Here is a 21,896-nt window from a genome sequence, read left to right as displayed (position 1 = left end):
TTTGCGGGATACCGCCATTCTGTTTGGACTCCGTCCCGCTAACGCGAATGGAAACAAACAGAATGCTATCGCTGCATAGTTGAACAGTGATGTTCGGCAGTGTTCAGCGTAAATGTATCAGACACTCCAAGTCCGTTCAAAAAATGCGGGCTAACTGCTCGCAGGCAACTCTAATTTTCTCCAAGCTACCGGGATTGACCAAGCCGTAGTAGTCAAATCCATAAACTTTCCCAGTTTGGACGGCTTGCAACCGATTCCAAAAGGGGCGGGAACGGAAAAACGCCAAGGGATCCGCCGCCTCCGGGTTGACCACCAGCAGAACTTCTGGGTTGGCTTCCAGGATGCGCTCTGCCGAAAGGGTGACGTAGCCCCGAAAAGGCCCTTGGCTTTGCAAGGTAGCGGTGAGATTGTCCGCGCCAAAGCGTTCCAGCAGATCCCCGGCCCAGCTTTGCCGGTTGGGAGAAAGAATCGGCTGGGTGCCCACCAAGAGCAAGGTTTTGGGTCGAACGCGGGGCAGTTCCTGGGGCAAAAGGGATCCATACTGCCGCAGCAAGGGATCGGGATCCGCCCCCAAAGCAGCAGCCAGGGTGGCAATCGTCTCTTCCAAAGCAGCCCAACTGTCCACGCGGGTGAGGTAGGTGGGGATCCCCAGCTCCTGCAGCCGTTCTGCCAGAGCCTCGTGAAAGCCACTGGCCCCCACCACCCAGTCCGGTTGTAGGGCCACAAGCTGCTCCAGGTTGGGTTGGTTGCCCAGCCCCAGGCGGGTCAAGCCTTGGAAGCGGGGATCCTCCTCCAACAAAGGACCGGCAGGGATCCCCACCAACCTATCGGGGGCCAAGCGATAGAGGATATCGGCAGTCAAGGTGGTGAGGCTGGCTACCCGACGAAAAGGACTCTGTCTCGCTGACAGGAGTGGCTTCTGAGGGATCCGACCTTGGGCTTGGGCCAAACGCCCCATTCCCCAGGCCCCCACGCTGGCCAGACCAAAGGCGAACAGTTGACGGCGAGAAAGACGAGACAGCATAGACAATCTCCAAAACAATTCCCAAACAGCAATCAATTGAGGGTGAACTGGATGGGCACCACCACCCAAGACTCGATAGGGGCGTTGTTTCTCAAGGCCGGGCTGAATTCCCACCGCTGCACCGCCTCCTGCGCTGCCCTATCCAGGGCGGGAAACCCACTGGAAGAGGCGATCTCCACCTGCTGCACCTGCCCCTGGGCATTGACCTTGGCCCGCAGCAGCACCTGCCCCTGTTGGCCGAGACGGCGAGCTTGAGGAGGGTAGGGGGGCGGAGGATTGCGACCGGGGATCGGGCGGGCCAGGATGTCCGGCTGGGGGTTGGCAGCCACTGTCGGTGGGGAGGAACTGGGGGTGGCAGGTGTTGGGGCAGAGGAATGGGGTTGGGCTGCACCTATACCGCCAGGTGTCCCAGTTTCAGGATCCCTTGGCCCCAATCTGCTCTCGCTGCCGGGGGAAGGCGGAGCGGCGGCAGTCTTTACGCTGGAACGGATCCCTTGGATCAAGGGGGTAAAGCGGGGCAGAGGGGTGCTTGAGGTAACCGGGGCGGAGGTGAGTGGAGTCGCTGTAGAGGTGGGGGTAACCGCCGGAGTTGGGGTGGGCTGTTGTGGCGGAGGAGTGGGTTGCGGGGTAGCTGTCGGTAATGGGGTCAGTGGAGGAGTAGGGGTGGGTTCTGGCTTTGCCGTGGGAATGGGTGTAGGGGTCGGTGGAGGCGTAGGGGTCGGAGTTTGCAGGGCCAGCAAAGATTCAGCCTCCGGGATGGCTGGCATCTCGATCTCTTGGGGCACAGGCTCCGGTGGGGATAGATCGTCTGCAGGGGGCGATTCCGGGGCCGGGCCGGGCGGCTCTGCTGTTGGCTCTGGTGGGAGAGATTCTATGGATTCTGAATCCGGTTCGAGCAACTGTGGCTCGGGATCCTCCAGCAAAAGCGTGACTGGGATCCGGAGTTCTGCGTCTGATAAAGGCCGGGATCCCCACCAAGCCAGCCCCAGCAGCGCCATCAGGTGCAAGAGGAGGGAAATCAACCCCTCCCGGCGCAGCGGTCGGGGATCCCTGGCTCGCAGGTGGAGGACGGTCCCCGGCGGATCTTCCCCCTCCTGGCAAGCTGTCCAGAGGGCAGCCCAGCTATAGCCGGCCACCCAAGCCTCTTGCAGCAGCTCCTCGGCACACTCCAGCCAGCCGCTCTCTCTTGCGCCAGCCCAAAGCCACAACGCCAACCAAGCCAGCCCCGCCTCCCAGGCCATGCCCGCCTGCTGCCAATACCACCCCTGCAGTCGCCACAAAAGCTGGGGACAGGACTTCCGAAGAAGAGAGAGGGATCCCTTGGGGGTGCGGGCAGGTGGCTCGGCAAGCATCGGTTAGAGCAGGATCCAGAGTAAACACGGCCTCAGGTCTTGGCCCCTAAAACCGGGTGGAAAAACTGAGCGCAGCATGCCGTCCCGGCTGGGCCCGCCGTTCCACTTCAGGGCCGACAAAGAGAGAGCGGGTTTCGGAGTAGAGAAAATACTTTTCATCAAAGAGATTGAACACCCCGAAATTCAATTGCCAGTTGTCGTCCAGGTTGTAGTAGCCCAGCAGATCCACCACGGTGTAGCCCTTGGGCACAAACGGAATTTGAGGTGGAGCGTTGGGGTTCGGTTGCACTACCTCCCGTTGCGGGTCGCGGGGATCCGCCACCAGCGTGGCCACCAACCTGGCTCCCCAGATCTGGCTGGGATCGTCGTAGTGCAGTCCCAGTACTGCCGTCAGTGGCTCAATGGAAAGGAGGGGTTTGTTTTCGGTGAGGTTGTCCCCCACCGCCCAGGCAAAGCTGCCATTGAGGCTCCAGCCGGTCAAATCGGGGCTGAAGAAGTACTGCCCGGTGGCTTCTACACCATAGATGCGGGCCCGACTGACGTTCTGGCTCTGAAAGAGAGTCACCGGTGGAGGTGGCGGGCTCCCTGGCGGGCCGGGGGGTGAAGGCTCGGATCCCACCTCCCGGAAAGCCTCGATAAAGTCGTTGTAGGTGTTGTAGTAGGCGGCCAAGCTAAAGCTGGCCTGGGGGTAGATCCCCCGCAACCCCACTTCAAAGCCTTGGCTGGTTTCCGGTCGCAAGTTGGGATTGGAAAGGGTGCGGTAGCGGAAGAAGGGGCTGACCAGGTTGGTGAAGCCGCTGTTGATTTCGTTGTACTGAGGGGCCCGAAAACCGGTGTTGTACTGGGCCGTAAAGGTGAGGTTGGGATTAATCCTCCACACCAGGCCCACCTTGGGAGAAATGGCATCGGCAAACAGGCTGGCGGCTTCTGCCCCACTTTTCAAGAAGGCTTCGTCAGGGCTGGGGGTGAGGCGGTAGGTGTCGTAGCGGATGCCGGGGATGAGGGTAAAGTTGCCGCCCCCAAAGTCGATCTCATCTTGCAAATACAGCCCAAAGCGCACGGTATCGGAGTCGGGAAAATCTTTGGTGGGAAAAGTGTCCGGGGGGATGTTTTGGGTGACTGCCCCGGTCAGCAGGTTGGTTTGGAAGCGGTTGCGGGGACGTTCGTTGCGGGTGGTGGAGATCTCCATTCCATACACCAAGCGGTGGGAGAGATCCCCGGTTTGGAAGCGGCTCTGGGCCTGTACGCTGGCTCCCAGAATGTTGCTGACCAGCTCGTTGAAGGTATCCCGACGCACAGGCACGGGCCGACCTTGTACCGTGAGGGTGCGTTCTTCCACGCTGGGCTCCTGGGTGCGGGCCGGCTGGTAGTAGATCTGGACGGTGGCCAGCTCAAAAGCGGGGGTATCGGGGTTGGCGTAGCGATATTCCAAACTGAGGCGGCTGCGCTCGGTCTCAATGGTCTCCCTGAAAAAGCGGATGCCGGGATCCAGGTTGCGGGGCGAAAAGGTGGTGGTGGTGCGGTTGTTGAAGTATTCCGCCGTCAGGGTGAGGCTGTCAAAGGGACTGAAGCGATAGACCAGCTTGGCCAGAACATTGTCTCCCTCCACCGTCTGCCGATCCTTGAAACTGGGATCCGCCTGGATATCCGGCTCTCTGGCGTCGCGGCGAGTGTAGATGAGCAGGGCCTCTAAGTTATCCTGCCGACCCGCCAAGCTGAGGGTGTTGACGTACCCTTGGTTTTTGCTGTCGTACTGGCTGGACAGGCCCACATGGCTGTCCCGTTCCCCCAGCAGATCGGCTGGATCCAGGGTGGTATAGGTCACCACACCCCCCAGCGCGTCGCTGCCGTAGAGGGTGGAGGCGGGGCCGCGGATAATTTCTACAGTTTTCAGGGTCTCCAGCTCAAAGGTATCCCGGCCAATGGTGAAGGGGCCGAAGGAAAATCGCTCCGGCTGGCGGATCCCATCCACCTGGATCAGCACCCGGTTGGCGTCGAGGCCGCGGATGTTGAAGTCCTGCAGGCCGTAGCGAACGCTGCGCCGCACGCTCACCCCCGGCTCGTAGCGCACCAGATCCTGGATGTTCTGGATAAGCTCCTGCCGCAGGCGCTCCCGGTCGATGACGGTGATGGTGGCCGGGGAGTCGGCCAGGGTGCGCTCGGTGCGGGTGCCGGTGACCGTAACCTGCTGCAGGTTGAAGACGGGGGTGCCCTGCCGCAGCACTTGCAGATCCGCTTGCAGCCGCTCCACCTCCGCCTGATCCCCCCGCCGGCGGGCAGCTTCGATCTGGGCTTCTAGCTCGCGAATCTGCTCCTGGATGGTGGTGGCTCCCCGAGGGGTGGCCTGGGCCAGCAAAGGAGTCTCAGGGATCCGGGCATTGGGCTGAGCCTGGGACAGGGATCCCCAGCCCACTCCCAAACTCAACCCCAAACTCACCACCCCCCACCAACGACCGTTCACGCGCATAACCTCTCATGCTCCTCGAAATCCACAACAGGGAAAATTCACTGCAAAACCGGACAAACCCTCCCTCAGCACCCTGACACCGGCAGGGAGAGGAGCCTTGCTGCCGCTGGAGCTGTGCTGCGCAGGGGGCAAAGCTGTGGCCCTACCGGAGTCGAGATCCACTCCACCTCCAGGCCAAACACCTGTCGCACCTGGCTGGGGGTCAACACCGCCAAGGGAGACCCCAGGGCCTGCATCTGGCCGGATCCCAGCAAGGCAATCTGCTCGCTGTAGCGAATGGCCAAATTCAGGTCGTGCAGCACCGTAACTACCGTCAGGCCCTGCTCCTGCTTCAGCCGTTGCAACAGCTCCAGCAGCTCCAGTTGGTGGCGCAGATCCAAAAAGGTGGTGGGCTCATCCAACAGCAACACCTGCGGCTCCTGCACCAAAGCCAACGCCAGAAAAGCCCGTTGCCGCTCGCCCCCCGAAAGGGTTTCCACCCGCCGCAGCGCCAGGGATCCCAGTCCTGCTTGCTCCAGAGCCCACTCCACCCGCTGCCGATCCGCCGGCGTCAACTGCCACGCCCACCAGGGCTGGTGGGGAGAACGCCCCAGACTCACCAATTGCCGCACCGTCAGCCCTGCCGGGATCCTCGGCTGCTGGGGCAAAAGAGCCAACTGCCGGGCCACCTGCTGGGGAGTGAGTTGAGTGTGCAGATCCCGACCGTCCAGGTACACGCGCCCAGCTTGGGGAATCAGAACCCGACTCAACAGCCGCAGCACCGTCGATTTGCCCGAACCATTGGGGCCGACAATGCTTAGCCATTCCCCCTTTTGCACGCTGAAGCTCACTTGTCGCACCACCGTCCGGGATCCGTAGCCCCCGCTCAAATCCTCGACCTGCAGGATGGGCTCTCTCATCGCCCTGCCCCCTGCTGCCGCAGCAGCCAGCCGAAAAAGGGAGCCCCCATCACAGCGGTGACAATCCCCACCGGCAGCTCTATCGGGCCCAAACGGCTCAGGATATCGGCACCGCTCAGCAGGGTCGCCCCTGCCAAGGCAGAAAGGGGCAACAGCCAGCGGTAATCGGATCCCACCCCCTGCCGCACCATGTGGGGCACCACCAAACCGACAAAGCCGATCAACCCCCCCACACTGACGGCGGTTGCCGCCAGCCAAGCCGCCACCAGACCAATCACCACCCGCGTCCGCGCCAGAGGGATCCCCAAGCTCACCGCCATCTCTTCCCCCAAGCTCAGCAGGTTTAAAGCCCGCGCCTGCCCCCATCCCAATCCCAAGCCGACCAGGATATACGCCCCGGCCACCTGCACCTCTGGCCAGCCCCGCCCGCTCAAGCTGCCGATCAACCAGGTGAGAGCCACCTGCACCCGGTCATCTGCCATCAACAACAAGGTGGAGCTAATGGCCCCAAACAGGGCGCTGACGGCCACCCCCGCCAAGATCAGCCGCTCCACCGCCAGTCCCGAGGGAGTACGCGCCAACCCGTACACCAACACGGTAGTCAGCACCCCGCCCACCCAAGCGGCCAGGGGCACCCAAGCCGTCCACTCTCCCAAGGTGAGCAACCCCACCGCCGCCAGGCCCGCCCCCGCCGAAATGCCCAGCAGGTAGGGATCCGCCAGCCCATTGCCCAGCATCCCCTGCAACAGGGCCCCTGCCATCCCCAGAGCCGCCCCCAGCAACTGGGCCAAGAGCGCCCGCGGCAGCCGCAACTGCCAAACAATCGTCTGCCGAATGGGATCCCCCTGCCCCCACAGGGCTTGCCAGAGTTCTGGGAAAGTCATGGGAACGGATCCCAAAGCAATCGAGACCAAAAGTACTAGGAAAATGAAACTCAATAGCAAACAGGTCAAACCGATTGGCGAGAGCAGCCGCTTTCTTTGCCCCCAGCCTCTGCCCCCCTCAACCTCTGTATACGGACACTCGCGATCGACCAGCACCGGGAAAACCTCTCGAGCTTTGCCCAGGAAGAGAGCCTTCTGAGGCCAAGAAACCCCCTCCGCCCGCAAGGGCGGGATGGAAAACTCAGCCAAGTTGGCCAGGCCTCCCTCCCGAGCTTTATTGAAAGTCAAACTCAACAAAACGTAGTCGCTAGAATAGCAAGGCTTCTTGGATGTTGCAAGTTAGTTTCAATAGCTTGTGCCTAAATTTCTCCCTCTTGCGCTTCAGGGCTTTTGGACAAGACCGGGCAGCGCCTCTGCCCAGCCATTCAGACTTACCTCAGGGGGGATCCAACTACCCTGAGCGAGGTCTACCCTGAGTGAGGTCATGGCAACCAACCGCGAAATGGGAATCAGGGGAGAAGGGCTGGGGAAACGTCTCAAACTTCATCTAGACCTGGATCTAGAATGGCCCAAGCTGGTCGGCCCGAGTTGGCTAGACTCCGAACCTTCAGCCCATTGCTTGCCCACGTTTTGATGCCATGAGTTCTTCCGCCGAGCCTACTTGGGATGCCTTAGAGGTAGATCCCGCCCTGCTCACCCCCATGATGCAGCACTATGTGGAGCTGAAGCGGCAGTATCCCCACGCCATCTTGCTCTACCGCCTGGGGGATTTCTACGAGATGTTCTTCCAGGACGCCCAGCGGGTGTCGCGGGAGCTGGAGCTGGTGCTCACCGGGCGGGAAGCAGGGGCCATAGGGCGGGTGCCCATGTGCGGGATCCCTTACCATGCTTTCGACCGCTACGCTGCCCAGTTGGTGGCCAAAGGCTATGCCCTGGCCGTCTGCGACCAGATGGAGCCGGCAGATCAGGCCAAGGGCTTGGTGCGGCGGGAAGTGACGCGGGTGATCACCCCTGGCACCGTCCTCGAAGAGGAGCTGCTGCAGGCGCGGCAAAACAACTACCTGGCAGCCGTCGTGCGGCTCAAAGGATCGAAGCAGGCTCCCTGCCGCTGGGGCCTAGCCTATGCGGATATCTCCACCGGCGAGTTCTGGGTGTGTCAGAGCGAGGGGCAAGAGCAACTGGAGCAGGAACTGGCCCGGCTGCAGCCGGCAGAGGTTTTGCTGCCCACCGAGGAGGGGCTGGGACTAGGCCTCATCCGTCCAGGGGATCCCCAGAAGCCCCTGGGTCTCCCCAACCAATACGCCTATACCCTGCGCCCAGCCGAACCTTTTGAACTGGCGGTGGCGCGGGAGAACCTCATGCAGACCTACGGCCTGCGCTCTCTGGAAGGATTGGGCTGTGAGGGATTGCCTCTGGCGGTGCGAGCAGCGGGAGGGCTTTTGCACTACTTAGAAGAAACCCATTCGCCTCAGCGGTGCGTAGCACCAAAGACCCTGCTGCAGCCTTCTCCCCAGGGAGGCCACCCGCTCCTGCCTCCCCCGCGCACCTACCAGCTCACGGACTACCTCATCTTGGATCCCCAAACCCGGCGTAACTTGGAGCTCACCCAGACCATCCGAGAGGGGGCTTTTGTGGGATCCCTGCTCTGGGTGCTGGATCACAGCCGTACAGCCATGGGGGGGCGCACTTTGCGGCGCTGGCTAATGCAGCCTTTGCGGGATTCGGAGCAAATCCGCCTTCGCCAAGACACCATCCAAGAGCTTTTGGAAAACCCTTCTCTGCGGGCCCGCCTGGGATCCCTTCTGGACTCTCTGTACGACCTGGAGCGGCTGGCCAACCGCGTCGGATCGGGCACCGCCAACCCGCGCGAGATGGTGGCCTTGGGATCCTCCTTGGGCAAACTGCCCCAGTTGGCCGAGCTGGTGGGGGAAGCCAAGACTCCCCTCTTGCAAAGCCTGCAACAGGTGGATCCCGCCCTGGTTGAGCTGGGCCAACGCATCGAGCACACCCTCCTGCCCTCCCCTCCCCCTGTGCTCACCGAGGGGGGCCTCATCCGAGCCGGCGTGGATCCCGAGCTGGACAGGCTGCGGCAGCAGGTGGAGCAAGACCGCCAGTGGGTTGCCCAGTTGGAAAAAAGCGAGCGCGACCGCACTGGGATCCCCACTCTCAAGGTGGGCTTCAACAAGGCCTTCGGCTACTACCTCAGCATCAGCCGCGCCAAGGCCCACCAAGTCCCCAAAGAGTACATCCGCAAGCAAACCCTGACCAACGAAGAGCGGTTCATTACCCCCGAGCTCAAAGAAAAAGAGGCCCGCATCCTCACAGCCCAAACCGACATCAACCAGCGGGAATACGAGCTGTTTGTGCAGTTGCGCCAAGAGGCAGGATCCCGGGCCGAAGCCATCCGCCAAGTGGCCCAGACCCTGGCTGCCGTCGATGCTCTGTTTGGCCTGGCGGAAGTGGCAGTGCAGCAGGGATACACCCGTCCCCTCCTCACAACAGACCGCCGGCTCATGATCGAGGAGGGTCGCCACCCGGTGGTGGAAAAATCCCTGCCCCAGGGCCTCTTCGTGCCCAATTCGGTGCAGCTGGGATCCCCCCACGGCCCCGATTTGATCGTCCTCACCGGGCCCAACATGTCCGGCAAGTCCACTTACCTGCGGCAAATTGGGCTCATCCAAATCCTGGCCCAGATGGGCAGCTTTGTCCCCGCGCGGCGGGCAGAGTTGGGCCTCTGCGACCGCGTATTTACCCGCATTGGTGCTGTGGACGATCTGGCTACCGGCCAGTCCACCTTCATGGTGGAAATGAACGAGACCGCCAACATCCTCAACCACGCCGGCGAGCGCTCCTTGGTGCTGCTGGACGAGATTGGCCGAGGCACCGCTACCTTCGATGGCCTTTCCATTGCCTGGGCGGTGGCGGAATACCTGGCCACTCAGGTGCGCGCCCGTACGGTCTTTGCCACCCACTACCACGAGCTCAACCAGCTGGAGACCTTGCTGCCCAACGTGGCCAACTTTCAGGTGGTGGTCAAGGAATTGCAAGATCGCATCATCTTCTTGCACCAGGTACAGCCGGGGGGGGCAGATCGCTCCTATGGCATCGAGGTGGGACGCATGGCTGGCCTGCCGCAGCCGGTAATCCAGCGGGCCGAACAGGTGCTGGCCTTGGTGGAAAAACACAGCCGCATCGGCCTGGGCCTGCGCAACCAAGGAAAAAGCCAACCTGCCCAGAAGAACTGCAAAAAAGAGCCCGCTCCCAATCGCAGCCCCGATTCCGCCGTTGGGGATCAACTGTCTTTGATCCCAGCACCTCTCTCTCCCGATTGGCCTTAGACTCCCCTACCCCTAATCCAGATCCCGTTCTTGCAACCCCAGGGCTGCAGCCAGCCCATCCAGCTCATCCCGATGCCCCTCCACCCACAGGTGGGATCCAGAAGCCGTTGGCGTTCGTTCCCAGGACGAGAGCGGGACAGAGTCCTCGTCGGCTTCCTGCAGTTTCAGGCGGATTTGTTCCGGGCGTTGGTTGCGCTGCCGGTAGTACCAACCCGCCCAAGGAGAAGCCAGCACCACCATCCAGGGCCAAGCTCCCCACCCCGGCTCAAGGGTCTGCAGCACCAAGGCCAAACAGGCCAGTCCCGTCCCCGCCAGCCCCGTCAAAAAAAGGGCCAGCCCCACGCTAGCCTGACCCTGCCCTGCAAAGGTGGCGATCCCCTCGGCATCGGCGGACTGGAGACGATAGCCACGCCTTTCCAAGTGCTCCCGTAGAGCGGATCCCATTTCTTCCAGGCTGCGACTGCTAAAGTAGAGGCGACTCTCCACGCGATCCTTGCCCGCAGCTCGCAGAAAAAAGAATAGACCGATGGCCAATAGAGTCGTCAACGCCAAGGTTGAAACCTTTTCCCCCGTCAGCGGCGCTATGGCCAACCCAAGTGCCTGAGCAGAGCCCAGTCCGCCCAGAGGAAGGGGGTTGACCTGTTCGGGGAGTCTGGCTCCCCCACAGCTGGGTGGGATAGGTGAATGGGAACAGTTCATCGAATAGAATCGAATAGATTGGAATAGGCAAAGCAATTTACACGCTACCTTTGAAGTTTAGACCCTCTAGGATGGATGGGTTACTTCCCCCAAGGACGAGCTGCTGGGTTCACCCTGAGGGCAATACGCTTTTTCGCAGTGGCGGTGACGGTTGAACTGGGGGGATCCTACGCTGGCTCTCATGTCTCTGGGCTGAGAAATGCAACTATAATTAAGTTATGATAAGGGGCTCACGCTCTCCGTGTGACCCCTTCGCTGCTACTTCAGCCTTTCCCTATGGGGCATGGGCAGGAGGTCCGGTTGAGGAAGAGGTCAATGTATGATTTCCTCTGACTGCTGTAAGGCGTTGAGCAGGCGCGAAGTTACCGTTGGGGAACACTTAAGCTTAACTTGCTCCACATCACTGACCATTCCTCTCTCAGCCCACTGAACTGCTACCTCTGTCGCTACATCAGCAACACCCTACATGTCTAACTACGAACCTGAACTCAACGACATTTTGTTGGATAGCTCCGCCGATCTCCTCGAGGCCGCCGAAGAAGCAGAGGTGGATCTGGCCGATGGCGAGCTACTGGAAGAGGAGCCAACCCGCCGCTCCACCGATCTGGTGCGTCTCTATTTACAAGAGATCGGTCGTGTTCCTCTGTTGGGGCGCGATGAAGAGGTGGCCCTGGCCCAAAAAGTCCAAGACTACATGAAGCTCTTGGATTTGCGTCTGCGTTTGCAGAAAGAGTTGGGACGGGATCCCACTCTTGCGGAATGGGTGGCTAAGGCCAACCAGTACCCCGAGTGGGCGCAACTGACCCCTGAAAAGCTGCAGCAGGTTCAGCGGATTGGCAAGCGTGCCAAAGAGCACATGATCAAGGCCAACCTGCGCCTGGTGGTGTCGGTGGCGAAAAAATACCAAAACCGCGGCTTGGAGCTGCTGGATCTGATCCAAGAGGGTACGCTGGGCCTAGAGCGGGCGGTGGAAAAGTTCGACCCAAAAAAGGGCTACCGCTTCAGCACCTACGCCTACTGGTGGATCCGGCAGGGCATTACCCGCGCCATTGCCACCCAAAGCCGCACCATCCGCCTGCCCGTCCACATCACCGAGAAGCTGAACAAGATCAAAAAAGCGCAGCGCAAGCTCTCCCAGGAAAAGGGCCGTACCCCCACCATCGAAGACATCGCCTCCGAGTTGGAGATGACGCCGCCTCAAGTACGCGAGCTGTTGGTGCGGGTGCCCCGCTCGGTTTCTCTAGAAACCAAGGTGGGCAAAGACAAGGACACCGAACTGGGGGATTTGCTGGAAACTGACGACATTTCCCCAGAAGAGACCATGATGCGGGAAGCCCTGCACCGGGATCTGCAGCAGTTGCTCTCGGATCTCACCAGCCGCGAGCGGGATGTGATCCGCATGCGTTTCGGCTTGGGGGATGGGCGCACCTATTCGCTGGCGGAAATCGGTCGCGCCTTGGATCTGTCGCGAGAGCGGGTGCGGCAAATTGAGGCCAAAGCCCTGCAGAAGCTGCGTCAGCCGAAGCGGCGCAACCGCGTGCGAGATTACCTGGAAGCTATCAGCTAGTTCCGGCTTGCCCACTGGCTCCCCCAGCGTCCTACCCGTTTCCGCAGTCGGGCTGCTGCCCACTCCACTTCTGGGATCCGCAGGTAGAGAGCTCCGGCGGCGAACAAGCTTAGACCTAAACCCGCGGCCAGCCCGGCCCAAATGATGGCGGTGAGCAGGGGAGACCCCACAATCTCGTAGGAGCGCATTTGCCTCCACAGCCAATGGCTCAGTCCCCCGGCCAAGACGGTGCTCCCCAGCAACGGCAGCAGGGCTTGTCCCATCTCCCGCCAAGGGATCCCTGGCAGGCGCTGGTGGAGGCGGATCCCCAGTCCGATCACGGCTATCAGGTTGACGCCGGCGGTGGCCAGGGCAATGCCCGGCGCTCCAAAAGCCTGCAAAAATAGAAAGTCCAGTAGGGCATTCAGGCCAATGGCCATGCTGCTGATGCGCAGAGGCGTAGCCCCATCCTCCAGGGCATAGAAGATCCGCACCAGCACATCCCGCAGCAGGTAACCGGTCATCCCCAGACCATAGGCCATGAGCAGGGCTGCCACCTCTTGTGTCACCTCCGGCGTAAAGCGCCCCCGCTGGTAGGCCACTTGGACAATGGGCTCGGCCAAAGCCACCAACAGCATCGACAGGGGCAGGGTCACAATTGCCGTAAGCATCAGCCCTTGGCGGATACGCTGGCGCAGCTCCGGCCAACGGGATCCATCCCCTGCCAACTGGGCATAGAGAGGCATCAAGGGCACCAGCACCATGTTGGAGAGGATCCCCAGCGGCGTTTGTACCAGAAGCTGGGCATATCCCAAGTTGCCGATGGTGCGATCCCCAGGTACGAAAGAGGCAAAAAACAGATCCACATAAACATTGATGTGGATCATCCCGGAGGAGATCACCGCCGGCAACATCAGCAAGCCCACCGCCCGTACCTGCGGGGATCCCCACTCAAAGCGCAGGCGCGGTCGCCCCAGCCCTAACCGCATCTGGAGCGGAACTTGGGCCAACCATTGGGCAATGGCCCCGATGAGCACGCCCCAGGCCAGCAAAGTTGGGATCCCCGTCCATCCCAGCGTGACCAGGATCCCGATCACCGCCAAGCTGGAGATCAGCGGGCTAAGGGCAGGCAAGGCGTAGTGTTCGGCAGCATTCAGCGCTCCAAAGCCGATGCCAATCCACCCCGAGAGCAAGGCCAAAGGGGCCATGATCCGCAGTTGCGCAGCGGCCAGAGCATGGACTTCGGGGCTGGCTCCCGGCGCATTCAGGCGCACCACCCAGTCCGCTCCCCACCAAAGGCCCAAGCTGACCAGCAGGAGCAGGCAGCCTACCAAGGTGGAAATGGATTCCAGCCAGGCAGCCGCATCCTCCCTGTCCCGATCCCGCTGCTTTTTGAGGACACTGACGATGGCGCTGTGAAAAGGGCCGTTGATCCCTCCCAGCAGAATCAACAGAAAACCGGGCAGGATGTAGGCTACCCCGAAGGCGCTGTACTCCGGCCCCGAGCCATACACTGCTGCAATCAAAGCTTGGCGAATAAAGCCTATGCCCTTACTGAGCAAGGTCGCCCCGGCCACCAAGCCCGCCACCGACATCAACGAACGGGATGGCCCTGCTGAAGGAGATCCCCCAGGGATCTCTTCCTGAGTGGCAGACTCCTCCATTACCTTGTGTCCTGCACCCCAACCACTGCCTCAACAACAAAGTAAACTACCCGACTCCGACCGCTAAAGCGGTACGGAGCGGGCTTTCAGTAGCCCTGAGCCTGCTCTGCTCTACCAGAGAACAAAACAGGCCCGAACCTCTAGGCCGGTTTACGGCAGCCCCCAAGAGCGCAATTACGTTTGCACCATTCAAATCCGCATCCCCTTCCCATCCACAGTGCCCACACTTGAACGACTTACCACTGCGGTAGGATTGCGCAGGATCGGGATGGATGTGTAAACACTTGTGACAGGTCTGCGAGGTGTAGGCGGGCGGCACAAGAACCAGAGAAACCCCTGCAACCCTCGCCTTGTATTCCAGAAATTGACGTAGTTGGTAGAACGCCCAACTGTTGGTCCTACGCCGTTCGGCCTTGTTGCGCGGCTGTTGATTGACCCTTTCCCGGATCCCTGTCAGGTCTTCCAGAGCGATAGCACTGTTTGTGGCTTTTGCCCTGGAGACAATAGCTTTGGAGATGCGATGATTGACCCACACTTGAAAGCGTCTCTCCTTGCCAGACAGCCGTTGCAGCAGTTGACGGCATCTGCGCCGCGAACTGCGTGTGCCCTTACTGGCTTTGCGTTGGAGTGCCGCCCTCAACCGGGAGTAGTGGTCGCGGACTCTGTTCAGCTGCTGTCCATTCCAGTTGTTCCCCTCTGACGTATGGGCAATATCTGTCCTTCCCAAGTCCACCCCGATCACCTTGTCGGTATCTTGTTGCTTGGGTGGTTTTTTCTCTACGCAAATCTGGATGTAGTAGGAGCCATCTTTCCGCTGGACTAGGGTGGCCGATTTGGGGTTAGAGCCAGCCAGCATTCCCCTCTGGTAGTTACCAATGGCTAGCTCAAAGCGTTCTCTCCCTTCAACCGTGGTGAGCGACACCGTCCAGTCTTTTTGACGGAACGAAAAGATACGGGCGTCGTAGGTAACAAAGCCGCTCTTAAACTCCTTGACGGGACGCTTTTTCTGCTTAGCCACTTTGCGGGAACCCGCTACCCGTCTGCACACCTGTTGAGCCAAGTTACTGGACAAGCCGAACCGGGCTCGAATCTCGTAGTAGCAAAGGGATTGGAGTTTGACTGCGTTGACTACTTTTTCTGGTGTGTTTTGGTTGACCCAGTTCAATGCCTGTACAAAAGCATCCATCGTCGCGTCCAATTTGGCGGCTTGCGACGGGGACACCTTGAGCTTACAGGATATGGTCAGGACTTGGCTCATAAGTTCATTGTACTTCATCAAAGCGCATTCCTCCCGGCACTGACTCTACGGGTACAGTGCGGGGCTCCTGCGATTTCTAGCTGAGGCAGTGCTACAGCCACGGAGCCCAACCGTGGTGCCGAGCGGACAGATTCTGACGGCTTTGAATCGCTGCAGAGGGATGCACAAACTCATGGGCAATGCCTTGATAGGTCAGTTGCAAAGGACTCTGTCCCGCTAATGTGAACAGCAAGAGCCCAGAAGCACCACCGCTCACAGCAGCTCGTCGATCAGCCGGAGCACCTGCTGCAGCTCAGCACCGGGGATCCTTTGATGTTGTTCCAGGTTGATCTCCACCAACTGTTTGAGGGCAAGAAGCTTAAGGTTGGCCTCCACCGCCGCCACCGCAATGGCCTGTGCTGCCGGCAAATAGCCACTGGCCCCCAAATCCAAAAGGGCAGCCCGCCGCAGATGGATGTTGTGGTGATTCAACACCGACAGCAGAGGCTGGGCAAAGGCCGGATCCCCGGTGAGACGATAGCAGGCCCGTGCCGCCGCACATTGCAAACGGATGGAAGTGTGCTCTAGGTAGGGACAGATTGGCTCCAGAGCAGCGGTCACTTGCAGTTGTCCAAGAGCCTCGACAATGGCTTCTAGGGCGGCTTGGGCTTCTGTTTGCAGTCCTCGCTCCACACGGCGCAGCCCTTCCAGCAAAGCGGATCCCAGCTTTTCCACTTCGTCGGGATCCCTATGGAGGTTGTTGGCAAGGGCAATCTCAACCAGCGCCTGGGCAGCCGCTGCCACCACTTGGCCATCAGAGCAAGACAAAGCCGCCTTCAGGGGAGGGATCCCGGCGAGGGATCCCAGTTTACCCAAAGCACGAGCAGCATTGCGCCGCAGCGGATATCCCCCTTGAGCGGTGCGATCCGTTTCATCGGCCAGGGCCTCGATCAGGGCCGGGATCCCTTCGACGATGCGCATGCGTCCCAGCCACCAAGCGGCATAGTAGCGTTCCCCCGGATCCCCGTGGCGCAGCTTGGCGATTTGTCCAGCCGGGGTGAGATCCACCGACGGATTGGGATCCAGAGGAACAGCAGTGGTCATGGAATCAACAACGGAGAGGACACCGAGAAGGGATCAAGCGCTGCGGACACTGACGATCTTGGCGCCCGATTTGAGCAACCGCTGCATTGTAGCCGACAGTTGATCGGCAGAGACGAAGATCTGCTGGTTGGATTTGCGCACTCGGCTGGAAGTGGCCAGGGCCGAAGGCGGATTCAGCAGCCGGGTCACTTCCACACAGAACATGCGATCCGACTGGCCCGTTGGCGGCCCCAGGTGTTTGGAAATGGGGCTGGGCGGCAGCAGCCCCCGCACCCCAATGCGGCGAATGGCCGGGGTAAACCCGGTGGCCAAAGGCATCATCAAACGGGGTCTGGGCCCTTGGGAGCGATCGTTGTTGGCGTAGCCCCCGTAGAGAGCGAAGAGATTGGTAAAGTCGCGGGTGGAATGAGCCTTGCGGTATTCAAACCCACGCGGGTAGGGGACGATGTTGTCTCCAAAAGCTTCTAGGTATTCTGGGCTGTCGATGTAGGAATCGATCTCCGCGCTGTGGCCGCCAGATTGGTAGATGTCCAAATGGCGGGCGATGTCTTTGGGGCTGGTGGGAGCGCGTCCCAGCAGATGCTTGAAATTGAGCTCGATGGCCCGGGTTTGCGAGTTGGGGTAGAAAAACCGCTTTTTGTAGGCTTCGGACTTGGCGATCAATCGCACAAACTCCCGCACCGTCAGGCTGCCCTGGCGCAGCAGCGATTCCGCACTGGCTAGCTCCTTCCTATCGGCCCCAAACAAATGATCGTTGCCCAGCACCTGACGGTAGATGGCCCGCAGCACCGCATTGAGCTGATCCTGGCTGGCGTTGGGGCGCAACTCCAGTGGGGTGGTCTCCGTAATGCCCCGGATCCCCATCCGGCTTGCCGCTGTAATTGCACTCATGCTAATTCCCCCGATTGAACTGAATGGACACAGATTGAGAACAAGCTTGCGTTTAGGGTCATTTCGATTCAAGCTAGGACATTGCACCCACACCTAAAGTGTTGGTTGCGTCGTCGCGTCGGCGTTGCGGAGCAATAATGCAGGGGGCCAAAAGGCTTTTCAAGGACTCCGTCCCGCTGGCGCGATCAATAGCCCAGGCGTCTCACCCTAGCCTGAAACGACTGTAGAAATCGAAAACTAAAATTAGAAATCAAAAATCGGCAGCCCCAAGCTGCAGAAGAGCAACAGTGGCGCCTTCCTATTGGGGAGACTGATCCGCAAACCCACGTGGTCAAACGTATCTCTCCGCAACGTAGCAGGCTCACCACCGTTGCCCTCAACAACCTTTCCTCGCCATCCCCCCTGGTTTATGGGATGAGCCAACTGGCTAGCCGGCGTCGCCCTTTTAGAGGGATCCCAAGCCAAGGGTTTAGCTGAGCGCGTTGATGGCGTAGTCGATGTAGGTGTTGGCCTCGGTGGCCGCTTGCCCGGTCAGGCCGTGGTTGGCTTTGATGTAGCGCAGGGCTTCGATGAACCAACTGGGGGAGAGTTCAAAAGCGGCGTTGATCTCGCGGATCCCGGCCAACTGATACTCGTCCAGAGGACCGGTGCCACCGGCTACCAAGCAGTAGGTGATGTAGCGCAGGTAGTGGCGCACGTCGCGGGCGCACTTGTCCTTGCCAGCTTGGGTGTGGCACTGCCCACCGGGTTGGGTGGTGTAGGGGAACTTGGCGTAAACGGCTTCGGTGGCACCGCGCACCAGCTCGTCGGCACGGCTGCTCAGAACTCGAGCGGCTTCCATGCTGGCGGCAGCCCGCTGAAAACGGCCATTGATGGCCTGCAATTCGCTGTTGCTCAGGTAGCGCCCTTGGCTGTCGGCAGTGGCGATGGCGTCAACAATTGGGGTTTGCATGATTCAAAACGCTCCTTTACTTAACTCAAGCTCAATGCAAAAAACAAAGCAAAAGATTCAAAGTCTCAACTGCAAAATCGCTGCAAAACAGGTTACTTTTCCAGGGATCCCCTGCCAACCCGAGTTGTCTTAGATCCCAGAGAGGTCTTCACAACTGGATCCGGACACAACAGAAACTTCAGTCCACAAGGGATCAAACCACAGCAGCAGCAGCGCGATCGAAGTAGGATTCGATTTCGGCAATCAGAGCGCTGCAGTCCCCCCGGGTGATGCCGTTGGGGTCGTTTACCACAGCCACTGCAGCCTTTTTCATCTTTTGGATACCGTTGGCCACTGAGCTGCCGGGGGTGCCCAAGGCTTGATAGGTTTCCCGCAGGCCGTTCAGGCAGCGCTCGTTCAGCACACTGGCATCTCCGGCTGCCACTGCGTAGGTGATGTAGCGGAGAATAATGTCCATGTCCCGCATACAGGCGGCTACGTTACGGCTGGGGTAGGCAGGCCCACCGGGAGCGTTCAAATTGGGCTCCTCGGCAAACAACTGACGGATGGCATCGGTCACGATCTTGGAGGCATTGCTGGTGAGGCGGTTCACAGCATCCAAACGCTTGTTCCCCTCAGCAATTACCTGCTGGAGAGCGGCAAACTCGTTCTCTCCCAAAAAAGCGCCTTTGGAGTCAGCTTGGGCAACAACTTTGCCAAATACATCGTTCATGGTTTTGAATCTCCCTAGCGAAAGTAAAAGAGGTTATGAATCCACATTCCCTGCAGCGGACAAGAGAGCACCTGCCGGCCAGGAATGCAACACCGCTTGGATCCCCAGTGCCGAGAGGTGCTGTTTAACTCACAGAACCGCCGACGGGATCAAAGCCGATAGAACCAAGATGAGCAAGCGAAGCTCGCTCCCAGATCCAGGCCTTCATCCAAGGGATCGGACTTGGACAAGAAGCCTCAGCCGCTGCTGGCAACCTCAACTGGCAGACGAGAAGAAGTTGGCTCGCCTTGTTTCCAGTCTTTTTCTACCGCGAAGGCAAGAAGCGATGAAATCAAAAAATGTAAATCGGCTTTACCTCGCGCAAAAAGGCTTAGATCGGTTTTCAATCTGTTTCCCATCTGGGATCCCGGCCAATGCTCCCTATCTTTCGTAGCGGCAGTTTTTTACAAAAGAGAACGTTTCTTGACCTAGCTTTACAATGTGAAGAAAGATGTCAGCCTCAATCGCGGCTTTGCGGCTTGGAAGGGAGCCATTTCAGTGTCAGAGCGAACATTCTCATAAAGGATACATAATTTAACACTTGATTCCCTAAGATTTTCGGTACACACCTTTTACAGAAGTTCTGGATGCCCGCTTATGCCTATTGGGTTGGATCGCACTCCTTCCCCAGAGCTGCTGCAGATGGCGCGTTGGCTTGCAGGAGACTTCAGCAACCAAGAGCAAGCCTGGGAAAATCCACCGTTTTTTGCCCAGATCCGGGTGGCCTACCGCCCCTTGCCGGCCCACGTTTTGGGCGGGATCGGCTTTTATGTGGAGCAAGCCTACAGCGGCCATTTGGAAGATCCCTATCGGCAGGCGGTGGTGGAATTGACTCAGGCAAGCGCTGGGATCGTGATTCGCAACTACCGCCCTCTGGAGCCGCAGCGGTGGCGGGGCTGTGCTCGGGAGAGGGCAGACCAACTGAGTCAACTGCAGGCTGCCGATCTGGCCTATCTAGAGGGGTGTGATGTGCATGTGAAGAGGCAGGGATCCCTCTTTGTCGGCGTGACGGAGCCGGGGTGCCGGTGTTGCGTGGTGCGCAACGGCCAAGCCACCTATTTGCAGACCACCTTGCACCTGAGCGAGAGCGAGTTTTGCAGCCATGACCGAGGGATGGATCCCATCACCCACCGACAGGTTTGGGGAGCCCTGGCAGGCGCTTTTCGCTTCCAAAAAGTGGTCGATTGGCAGGCAGAGCTGCTGCTGTAGGCTTCGGCCCAGCCAGCCCTGCAACCCCACAGTTGACGACGGTATTGCGCACTCTCCCTCAGTCGGCCTTGTGTACACTGTCTTTGGCCGGGATCCAATATTGCCGCGCGATGCTTCCGGGTTCGAGCATGCTGGCAATGGGAATGTTCTTTGCCGCTTGCAGACAGGATACGCTCCTTATCGGCTTAGTGTGGGTGTTCAATGCAGGTGAGGTCAAGCCCAAAGAATGAGCCACGGTCTGGGCGGGCTTGGCACAGCCCTTGGGGAATGGCAATCGCCCTAGTTGGGATCTTGGCCTTGCTGCTGCTCGGTGCCGGCTGTTCTGGCCAGGGGGAATCTGTGGCTTCCCCCCCTGCGTTGATCCCTCTCCCACCTCAACCGGGAACCGAGTCGATTCCCATGCCAGTGCGTACCCTGGGCAACAGCCGCTTCAAGCTCCTGGGCCTGACAGTGGGGGTGGCCGGGAGCGGAGCTGAGGTGTTACTGGATACCGGCTCGGCAGGTTTGCGCATCATAGCGACAGCAGCAGGTCGCTTTGGCCTGGAGCGGACGGGGATCCCTTCCACTGTGACGTTTGGAGATGGCACGCAATTTATCGGCGTGTTGGCCCGCGCCCCCTTCAGCATAGGCGGGATCCCCAGTCGGGAGCCGGTAACGATTCAGTTGATCGACCGGATCACCTGTGTGGACGCCCTGGTGGCCAGTTGTTCAGAGAACTTGTTTGGAGAAGAGCGGCCCTTCGCTGGGATCCTAGGCACATCCTTGGATGAGCGCAGCCCCAACCGGGAGCTGTTTAGCCCGCTCACCCGTCTTCCGGGCAATTTCCGCTCTGGGTACATTATTCAAACGGGGGGCTTCAACTCCACCCAGGGCCTGTTCACGGTTGGCCTAACGGCGGCCAACACCGCCGGCTTCAATTTCCGGCAGTTTCCCCAGGTGGGAAGCTTTCCTGATGGCACACCCATCTGGCGGGATGAGGCTTTGCAAGTGGCCTACAGCATTAGCAACACTTCCATTCAAAATGCCCTCAGCCCCACCGTTTTTGACAGTGGTTCTTCCGACATTTTTCTCAACGTCAGGCTGTTGGGGGCAGCTCCCTTCTCCACCTCGACCTTACCCCCTGGGGCAGAGTGGCGAGCGGTATTGGCGGGAGCTTTCGAGTATCGCATTCGAGTTGGCTTTCCCATTACGCCCAGTCGAGATCGGATTTTCGTCAACGGCAACCAGGGGGTGCAACTGTTGGGCATGCCGCTGTTTTTCAATATCGACGTTGCCTTTGATATTGAAGGCGGTCGGATCGGCTTTCGCGTGCGTTGAGACAAAGTTGTTTTGAACCATCCCAAACGTTAACGTTGGGTTCAATTGCGGAGAAAAACTTGCCATGTTCGGTCGAGCCTTGAAAACCGGGAACAGCACGCCGCGCAGATGGCCTTGGGTTTGGGGACTGCTGTTGTTGTGTTGGTTGGGGCTAGGTGGGCCAGGGTGGGCCGTGAGCTTAGGGGATCCCTTGCCCGAATGGGCACAGCCCATGCCGGTGGGGCGACAGCGCTTGCGGGGGGTGGAGCAATACCGCGGCCAGGAACAAATCCGCGCCTATGGCAACGAAGCAGGACGGGTGTTTTGGATTCAAATCAACAGCAGCGCTGACTTGCCCCCGGATTACCGAGACTATTTGGGCGAATACCAACAATTTCTGGTAGAAGCTGTAGAAGTGGTGCCGTTGCGAGCCCGACGGCTGCGCTTCCGCCAGGGGGATCGCAGTGCTGAGTGGCAGGTGGTGGGCATGAGCGGTCGGTTTCAGGCAGAGGCGATCAGCAGAGATTTGGCTCCGCCAGGGTTGTTTGGAGATCCCTCGTGAAGAGCAGGAGAATTAGAGCTT

The 21,896-nt window shown here is 59.8% G+C and carries 18 protein-coding genes; 5 read left to right on the top strand and 13 right to left on the bottom strand.

Going from position 1 to position 21,896, the window contains the following annotated elements; translation table 11 throughout:
- Nucleotides 1-136: 136 nt before the first annotated feature.
- From ACVWZU_RS04765 to ACVWZU_RS04745, 5 genes are all read right to left on the bottom strand, one after another.
- The gene (locus ACVWZU_RS04765; RefSeq protein WP_457443612.1) at nucleotides 137-1,024 is read right to left on the bottom strand and encodes an ABC transporter substrate-binding protein; all 888 of its coding nucleotides are present in this window, start codon (nucleotides 1,022-1,024) and stop codon (nucleotides 137-139) included.
- A 32-nt stretch (nucleotides 1,025-1,056) separates the two neighbouring features.
- Complete coding sequence (locus ACVWZU_RS04760; RefSeq protein ID WP_414408478.1) at nucleotides 1,057-2,376, bottom strand: energy transducer TonB; 1,320 nt, start codon at nucleotides 2,374-2,376, stop codon at nucleotides 1,057-1,059.
- Nucleotides 2,377-2,422: 46 nt separating this feature from the next.
- Nucleotides 2,423-4,843 carry a TonB-dependent hemoglobin/transferrin/lactoferrin family receptor gene (locus ACVWZU_RS04755; RefSeq protein ID WP_457443610.1) on the bottom strand — a complete coding sequence of 807 codons (2,421 nt, stop codon included), beginning with the start codon at nucleotides 4,841-4,843 and terminating at the stop codon, nucleotides 2,423-2,425.
- Between the two features lie 65 nt (nucleotides 4,844-4,908).
- Nucleotides 4,909-5,742, bottom strand: a complete 834-nt coding sequence (locus ACVWZU_RS04750) for an ABC transporter ATP-binding protein (protein ID WP_457443608.1) — start codon at nucleotides 5,740-5,742, stop codon at nucleotides 4,909-4,911.
- Entirely contained in the window at nucleotides 5,739-6,782 is a 1,044-nt protein-coding gene (locus tag ACVWZU_RS04745; protein ID WP_011434271.1) for a FecCD family ABC transporter permease, read from the bottom strand. The genes ACVWZU_RS04750 and ACVWZU_RS04745 overlap by 4 nt, the downstream gene beginning before the upstream one ends.
- A 482-nt stretch (nucleotides 6,783-7,264) precedes the next feature.
- Here ACVWZU_RS04745 and mutS point away from each other — a divergent pair, with 482 nt between their 5' ends.
- On the top strand, nucleotides 7,265-9,964 hold the full coding sequence (mutS, locus tag ACVWZU_RS04740; protein WP_457443606.1) for a DNA mismatch repair protein MutS: 2,700 nt from the start codon (nucleotides 7,265-7,267) through the stop codon (nucleotides 9,962-9,964).
- 12 nt (nucleotides 9,965-9,976) lie between these two features.
- On the opposite strand, the gene ACVWZU_RS04735 is transcribed toward mutS, so the two are convergent.
- Nucleotides 9,977-10,516 carry a cofactor assembly of complex C subunit B gene (locus tag ACVWZU_RS04735; protein WP_414417356.1) on the bottom strand — a complete coding sequence of 180 codons (540 nt, stop codon included), beginning with the start codon at nucleotides 10,514-10,516 and terminating at the stop codon, nucleotides 9,977-9,979.
- Between the two features lie 613 nt (nucleotides 10,517-11,129).
- On the opposite strand from ACVWZU_RS04735, the gene sigC reads away from it, so the two are divergent.
- The gene (sigC, locus tag ACVWZU_RS04730; protein WP_414408483.1) at nucleotides 11,130-12,230 is read left to right on the top strand and encodes an RNA polymerase sigma factor SigC; all 1,101 of its coding nucleotides are present in this window, start codon (nucleotides 11,130-11,132) and stop codon (nucleotides 12,228-12,230) included.
- Here the strand turns inward: sigC and murJ are convergent.
- The 7 genes from murJ to ACVWZU_RS04695 form a co-directional block, all read right to left on the bottom strand.
- On the bottom strand, nucleotides 12,227-13,873 hold the full coding sequence (murJ, locus tag ACVWZU_RS04725; RefSeq protein WP_414408484.1) for a murein biosynthesis integral membrane protein MurJ: 1,647 nt from the start codon (nucleotides 13,871-13,873) through the stop codon (nucleotides 12,227-12,229). The genes sigC and murJ overlap by 4 nt on opposite strands.
- Before the next feature lie 46 nt (nucleotides 13,874-13,919).
- Nucleotides 13,920-15,131 carry an RNA-guided endonuclease InsQ/TnpB family protein gene (locus ACVWZU_RS04720; protein WP_457443626.1) on the bottom strand — a complete coding sequence of 404 codons (1,212 nt, stop codon included), beginning with the start codon at nucleotides 15,129-15,131 and terminating at the stop codon, nucleotides 13,920-13,922.
- Nucleotides 15,132-15,383: 252 nt separating this feature from the next.
- The gene (locus ACVWZU_RS04715) at nucleotides 15,384-16,214 is read right to left on the bottom strand and encodes a HEAT repeat domain-containing protein (RefSeq protein WP_457443603.1); all 831 of its coding nucleotides are present in this window, start codon (nucleotides 16,212-16,214) and stop codon (nucleotides 15,384-15,386) included.
- A gap of 33 nt (nucleotides 16,215-16,247) precedes the next feature.
- Nucleotides 16,248-17,105: a phycobilisome rod-core linker polypeptide gene (locus tag ACVWZU_RS04710; RefSeq protein ID WP_011434279.1), complete on the bottom strand. Its 858-nt coding sequence runs from the start codon at nucleotides 17,103-17,105 to the stop codon at nucleotides 16,248-16,250.
- 469 nt (nucleotides 17,106-17,574) lie between these two features.
- Nucleotides 17,575-18,057 carry a globin family protein gene (locus tag ACVWZU_RS04705; protein ID WP_011434281.1) on the bottom strand — a complete coding sequence of 161 codons (483 nt, stop codon included), beginning with the start codon at nucleotides 18,055-18,057 and terminating at the stop codon, nucleotides 17,575-17,577.
- A gap of 193 nt (nucleotides 18,058-18,250) precedes the next feature.
- Entirely contained in the window at nucleotides 18,251-18,769 is a 519-nt protein-coding gene (locus ACVWZU_RS04700) for a globin family protein (protein ID WP_011434282.1), read from the bottom strand.
- A 236-nt stretch (nucleotides 18,770-19,005) separates the two neighbouring features.
- Nucleotides 19,006-19,167: a hypothetical protein gene (locus ACVWZU_RS04695; RefSeq protein ID WP_187147243.1), complete on the bottom strand. Its 162-nt coding sequence runs from the start codon at nucleotides 19,165-19,167 to the stop codon at nucleotides 19,006-19,008.
- 238 nt (nucleotides 19,168-19,405) lie between these two features.
- Between ACVWZU_RS04695 and ACVWZU_RS04690 the strand changes: the two genes are divergently transcribed.
- The 3 genes from ACVWZU_RS04690 (at nucleotide 19,406) to ACVWZU_RS04680 (ending at nucleotide 21,875) form a co-directional block, all read left to right on the top strand.
- A complete protein-coding gene (locus tag ACVWZU_RS04690; protein WP_041436847.1) occupies nucleotides 19,406-20,017 on the top strand; it encodes a chromophore lyase CpcT/CpeT in 612 nt (203 codons plus the stop codon).
- 339 nt (nucleotides 20,018-20,356) lie between these two features.
- On the top strand, nucleotides 20,357-21,334 hold the full coding sequence (locus ACVWZU_RS04685) for a hypothetical protein (RefSeq protein ID WP_457443601.1): 978 nt from the start codon (nucleotides 20,357-20,359) through the stop codon (nucleotides 21,332-21,334).
- Nucleotides 21,335-21,398: 64 nt separating this feature from the next.
- Entirely contained in the window at nucleotides 21,399-21,875 is a 477-nt protein-coding gene (locus ACVWZU_RS04680) for a hypothetical protein (RefSeq protein WP_457443599.1), read from the top strand.
- Nucleotides 21,876-21,896 lie beyond the last annotated feature (21 nt).

The organism is Thermostichus sp. MS-CIW-26 (assembly GCF_054059115.1).
The sequence above is the reverse complement of the archived record's forward strand: the minus strand, read 5'-3'. Positions and strand labels throughout refer to the sequence as shown.

Bases quoted from the DNA above. Each gene is read 5' to 3' on its own strand.
- ACVWZU_RS04765 (WP_457443612.1), bottom strand. From the start codon at position 1,024: ATGCTGTCTCGTCTTTCTCGCCGTCAACTGTTCGCCTTTGGTCTGGCC.
- ACVWZU_RS04760 (WP_414408478.1), bottom strand. From the start codon at position 2,376: ATGCTTGCCGAGCCACCTGCCCGCACCCCCAAGGGATCCCTCTCTCTT.
- ACVWZU_RS04755 (WP_457443610.1), bottom strand. From the start codon at position 4,843: ATGCGCGTGAACGGTCGTTGGTGGGGGGTGGTGAGTTTGGGGTTGAGT.
- ACVWZU_RS04750 (WP_457443608.1), bottom strand. From the start codon at position 5,742: ATGAGAGAGCCCATCCTGCAGGTCGAGGATTTGAGCGGGGGCTACGGA.
- mutS (WP_457443606.1), top strand. From the start codon at position 7,265: ATGAGTTCTTCCGCCGAGCCTACTTGGGATGCCTTAGAGGTAGATCCC.
- sigC (WP_414408483.1), top strand. From the start codon at position 11,130: ATGTCTAACTACGAACCTGAACTCAACGACATTTTGTTGGATAGCTCC.
- murJ (WP_414408484.1), bottom strand. From the start codon at position 13,873: ATGGAGGAGTCTGCCACTCAGGAAGAGATCCCTGGGGGATCTCCTTCA.
- ACVWZU_RS04720 (WP_457443626.1), bottom strand. From the start codon at position 15,131: ATGAGCCAAGTCCTGACCATATCCTGTAAGCTCAAGGTGTCCCCGTCG.
- ACVWZU_RS04715 (WP_457443603.1), bottom strand. From the start codon at position 16,214: ATGACCACTGCTGTTCCTCTGGATCCCAATCCGTCGGTGGATCTCACC.
- ACVWZU_RS04710 (WP_011434279.1), bottom strand. From the start codon at position 17,105: ATGAGTGCAATTACAGCGGCAAGCCGGATGGGGATCCGGGGCATTACG.
- ACVWZU_RS04705 (WP_011434281.1), bottom strand. From the start codon at position 18,057: ATGCAAACCCCAATTGTTGACGCCATCGCCACTGCCGACAGCCAAGGG.
- ACVWZU_RS04700 (WP_011434282.1), bottom strand. From the start codon at position 18,769: ATGAACGATGTATTTGGCAAAGTTGTTGCCCAAGCTGACTCCAAAGGC.
- ACVWZU_RS04695 (WP_187147243.1), bottom strand. From the start codon at position 19,167: ATGGGAAACAGATTGAAAACCGATCTAAGCCTTTTTGCGCGAGGTAAA.
- ACVWZU_RS04690 (WP_041436847.1), top strand. From the start codon at position 19,406: ATGCCTATTGGGTTGGATCGCACTCCTTCCCCAGAGCTGCTGCAGATG.
- ACVWZU_RS04680 (WP_457443599.1), top strand. From the start codon at position 21,399: ATGTTCGGTCGAGCCTTGAAAACCGGGAACAGCACGCCGCGCAGATGG.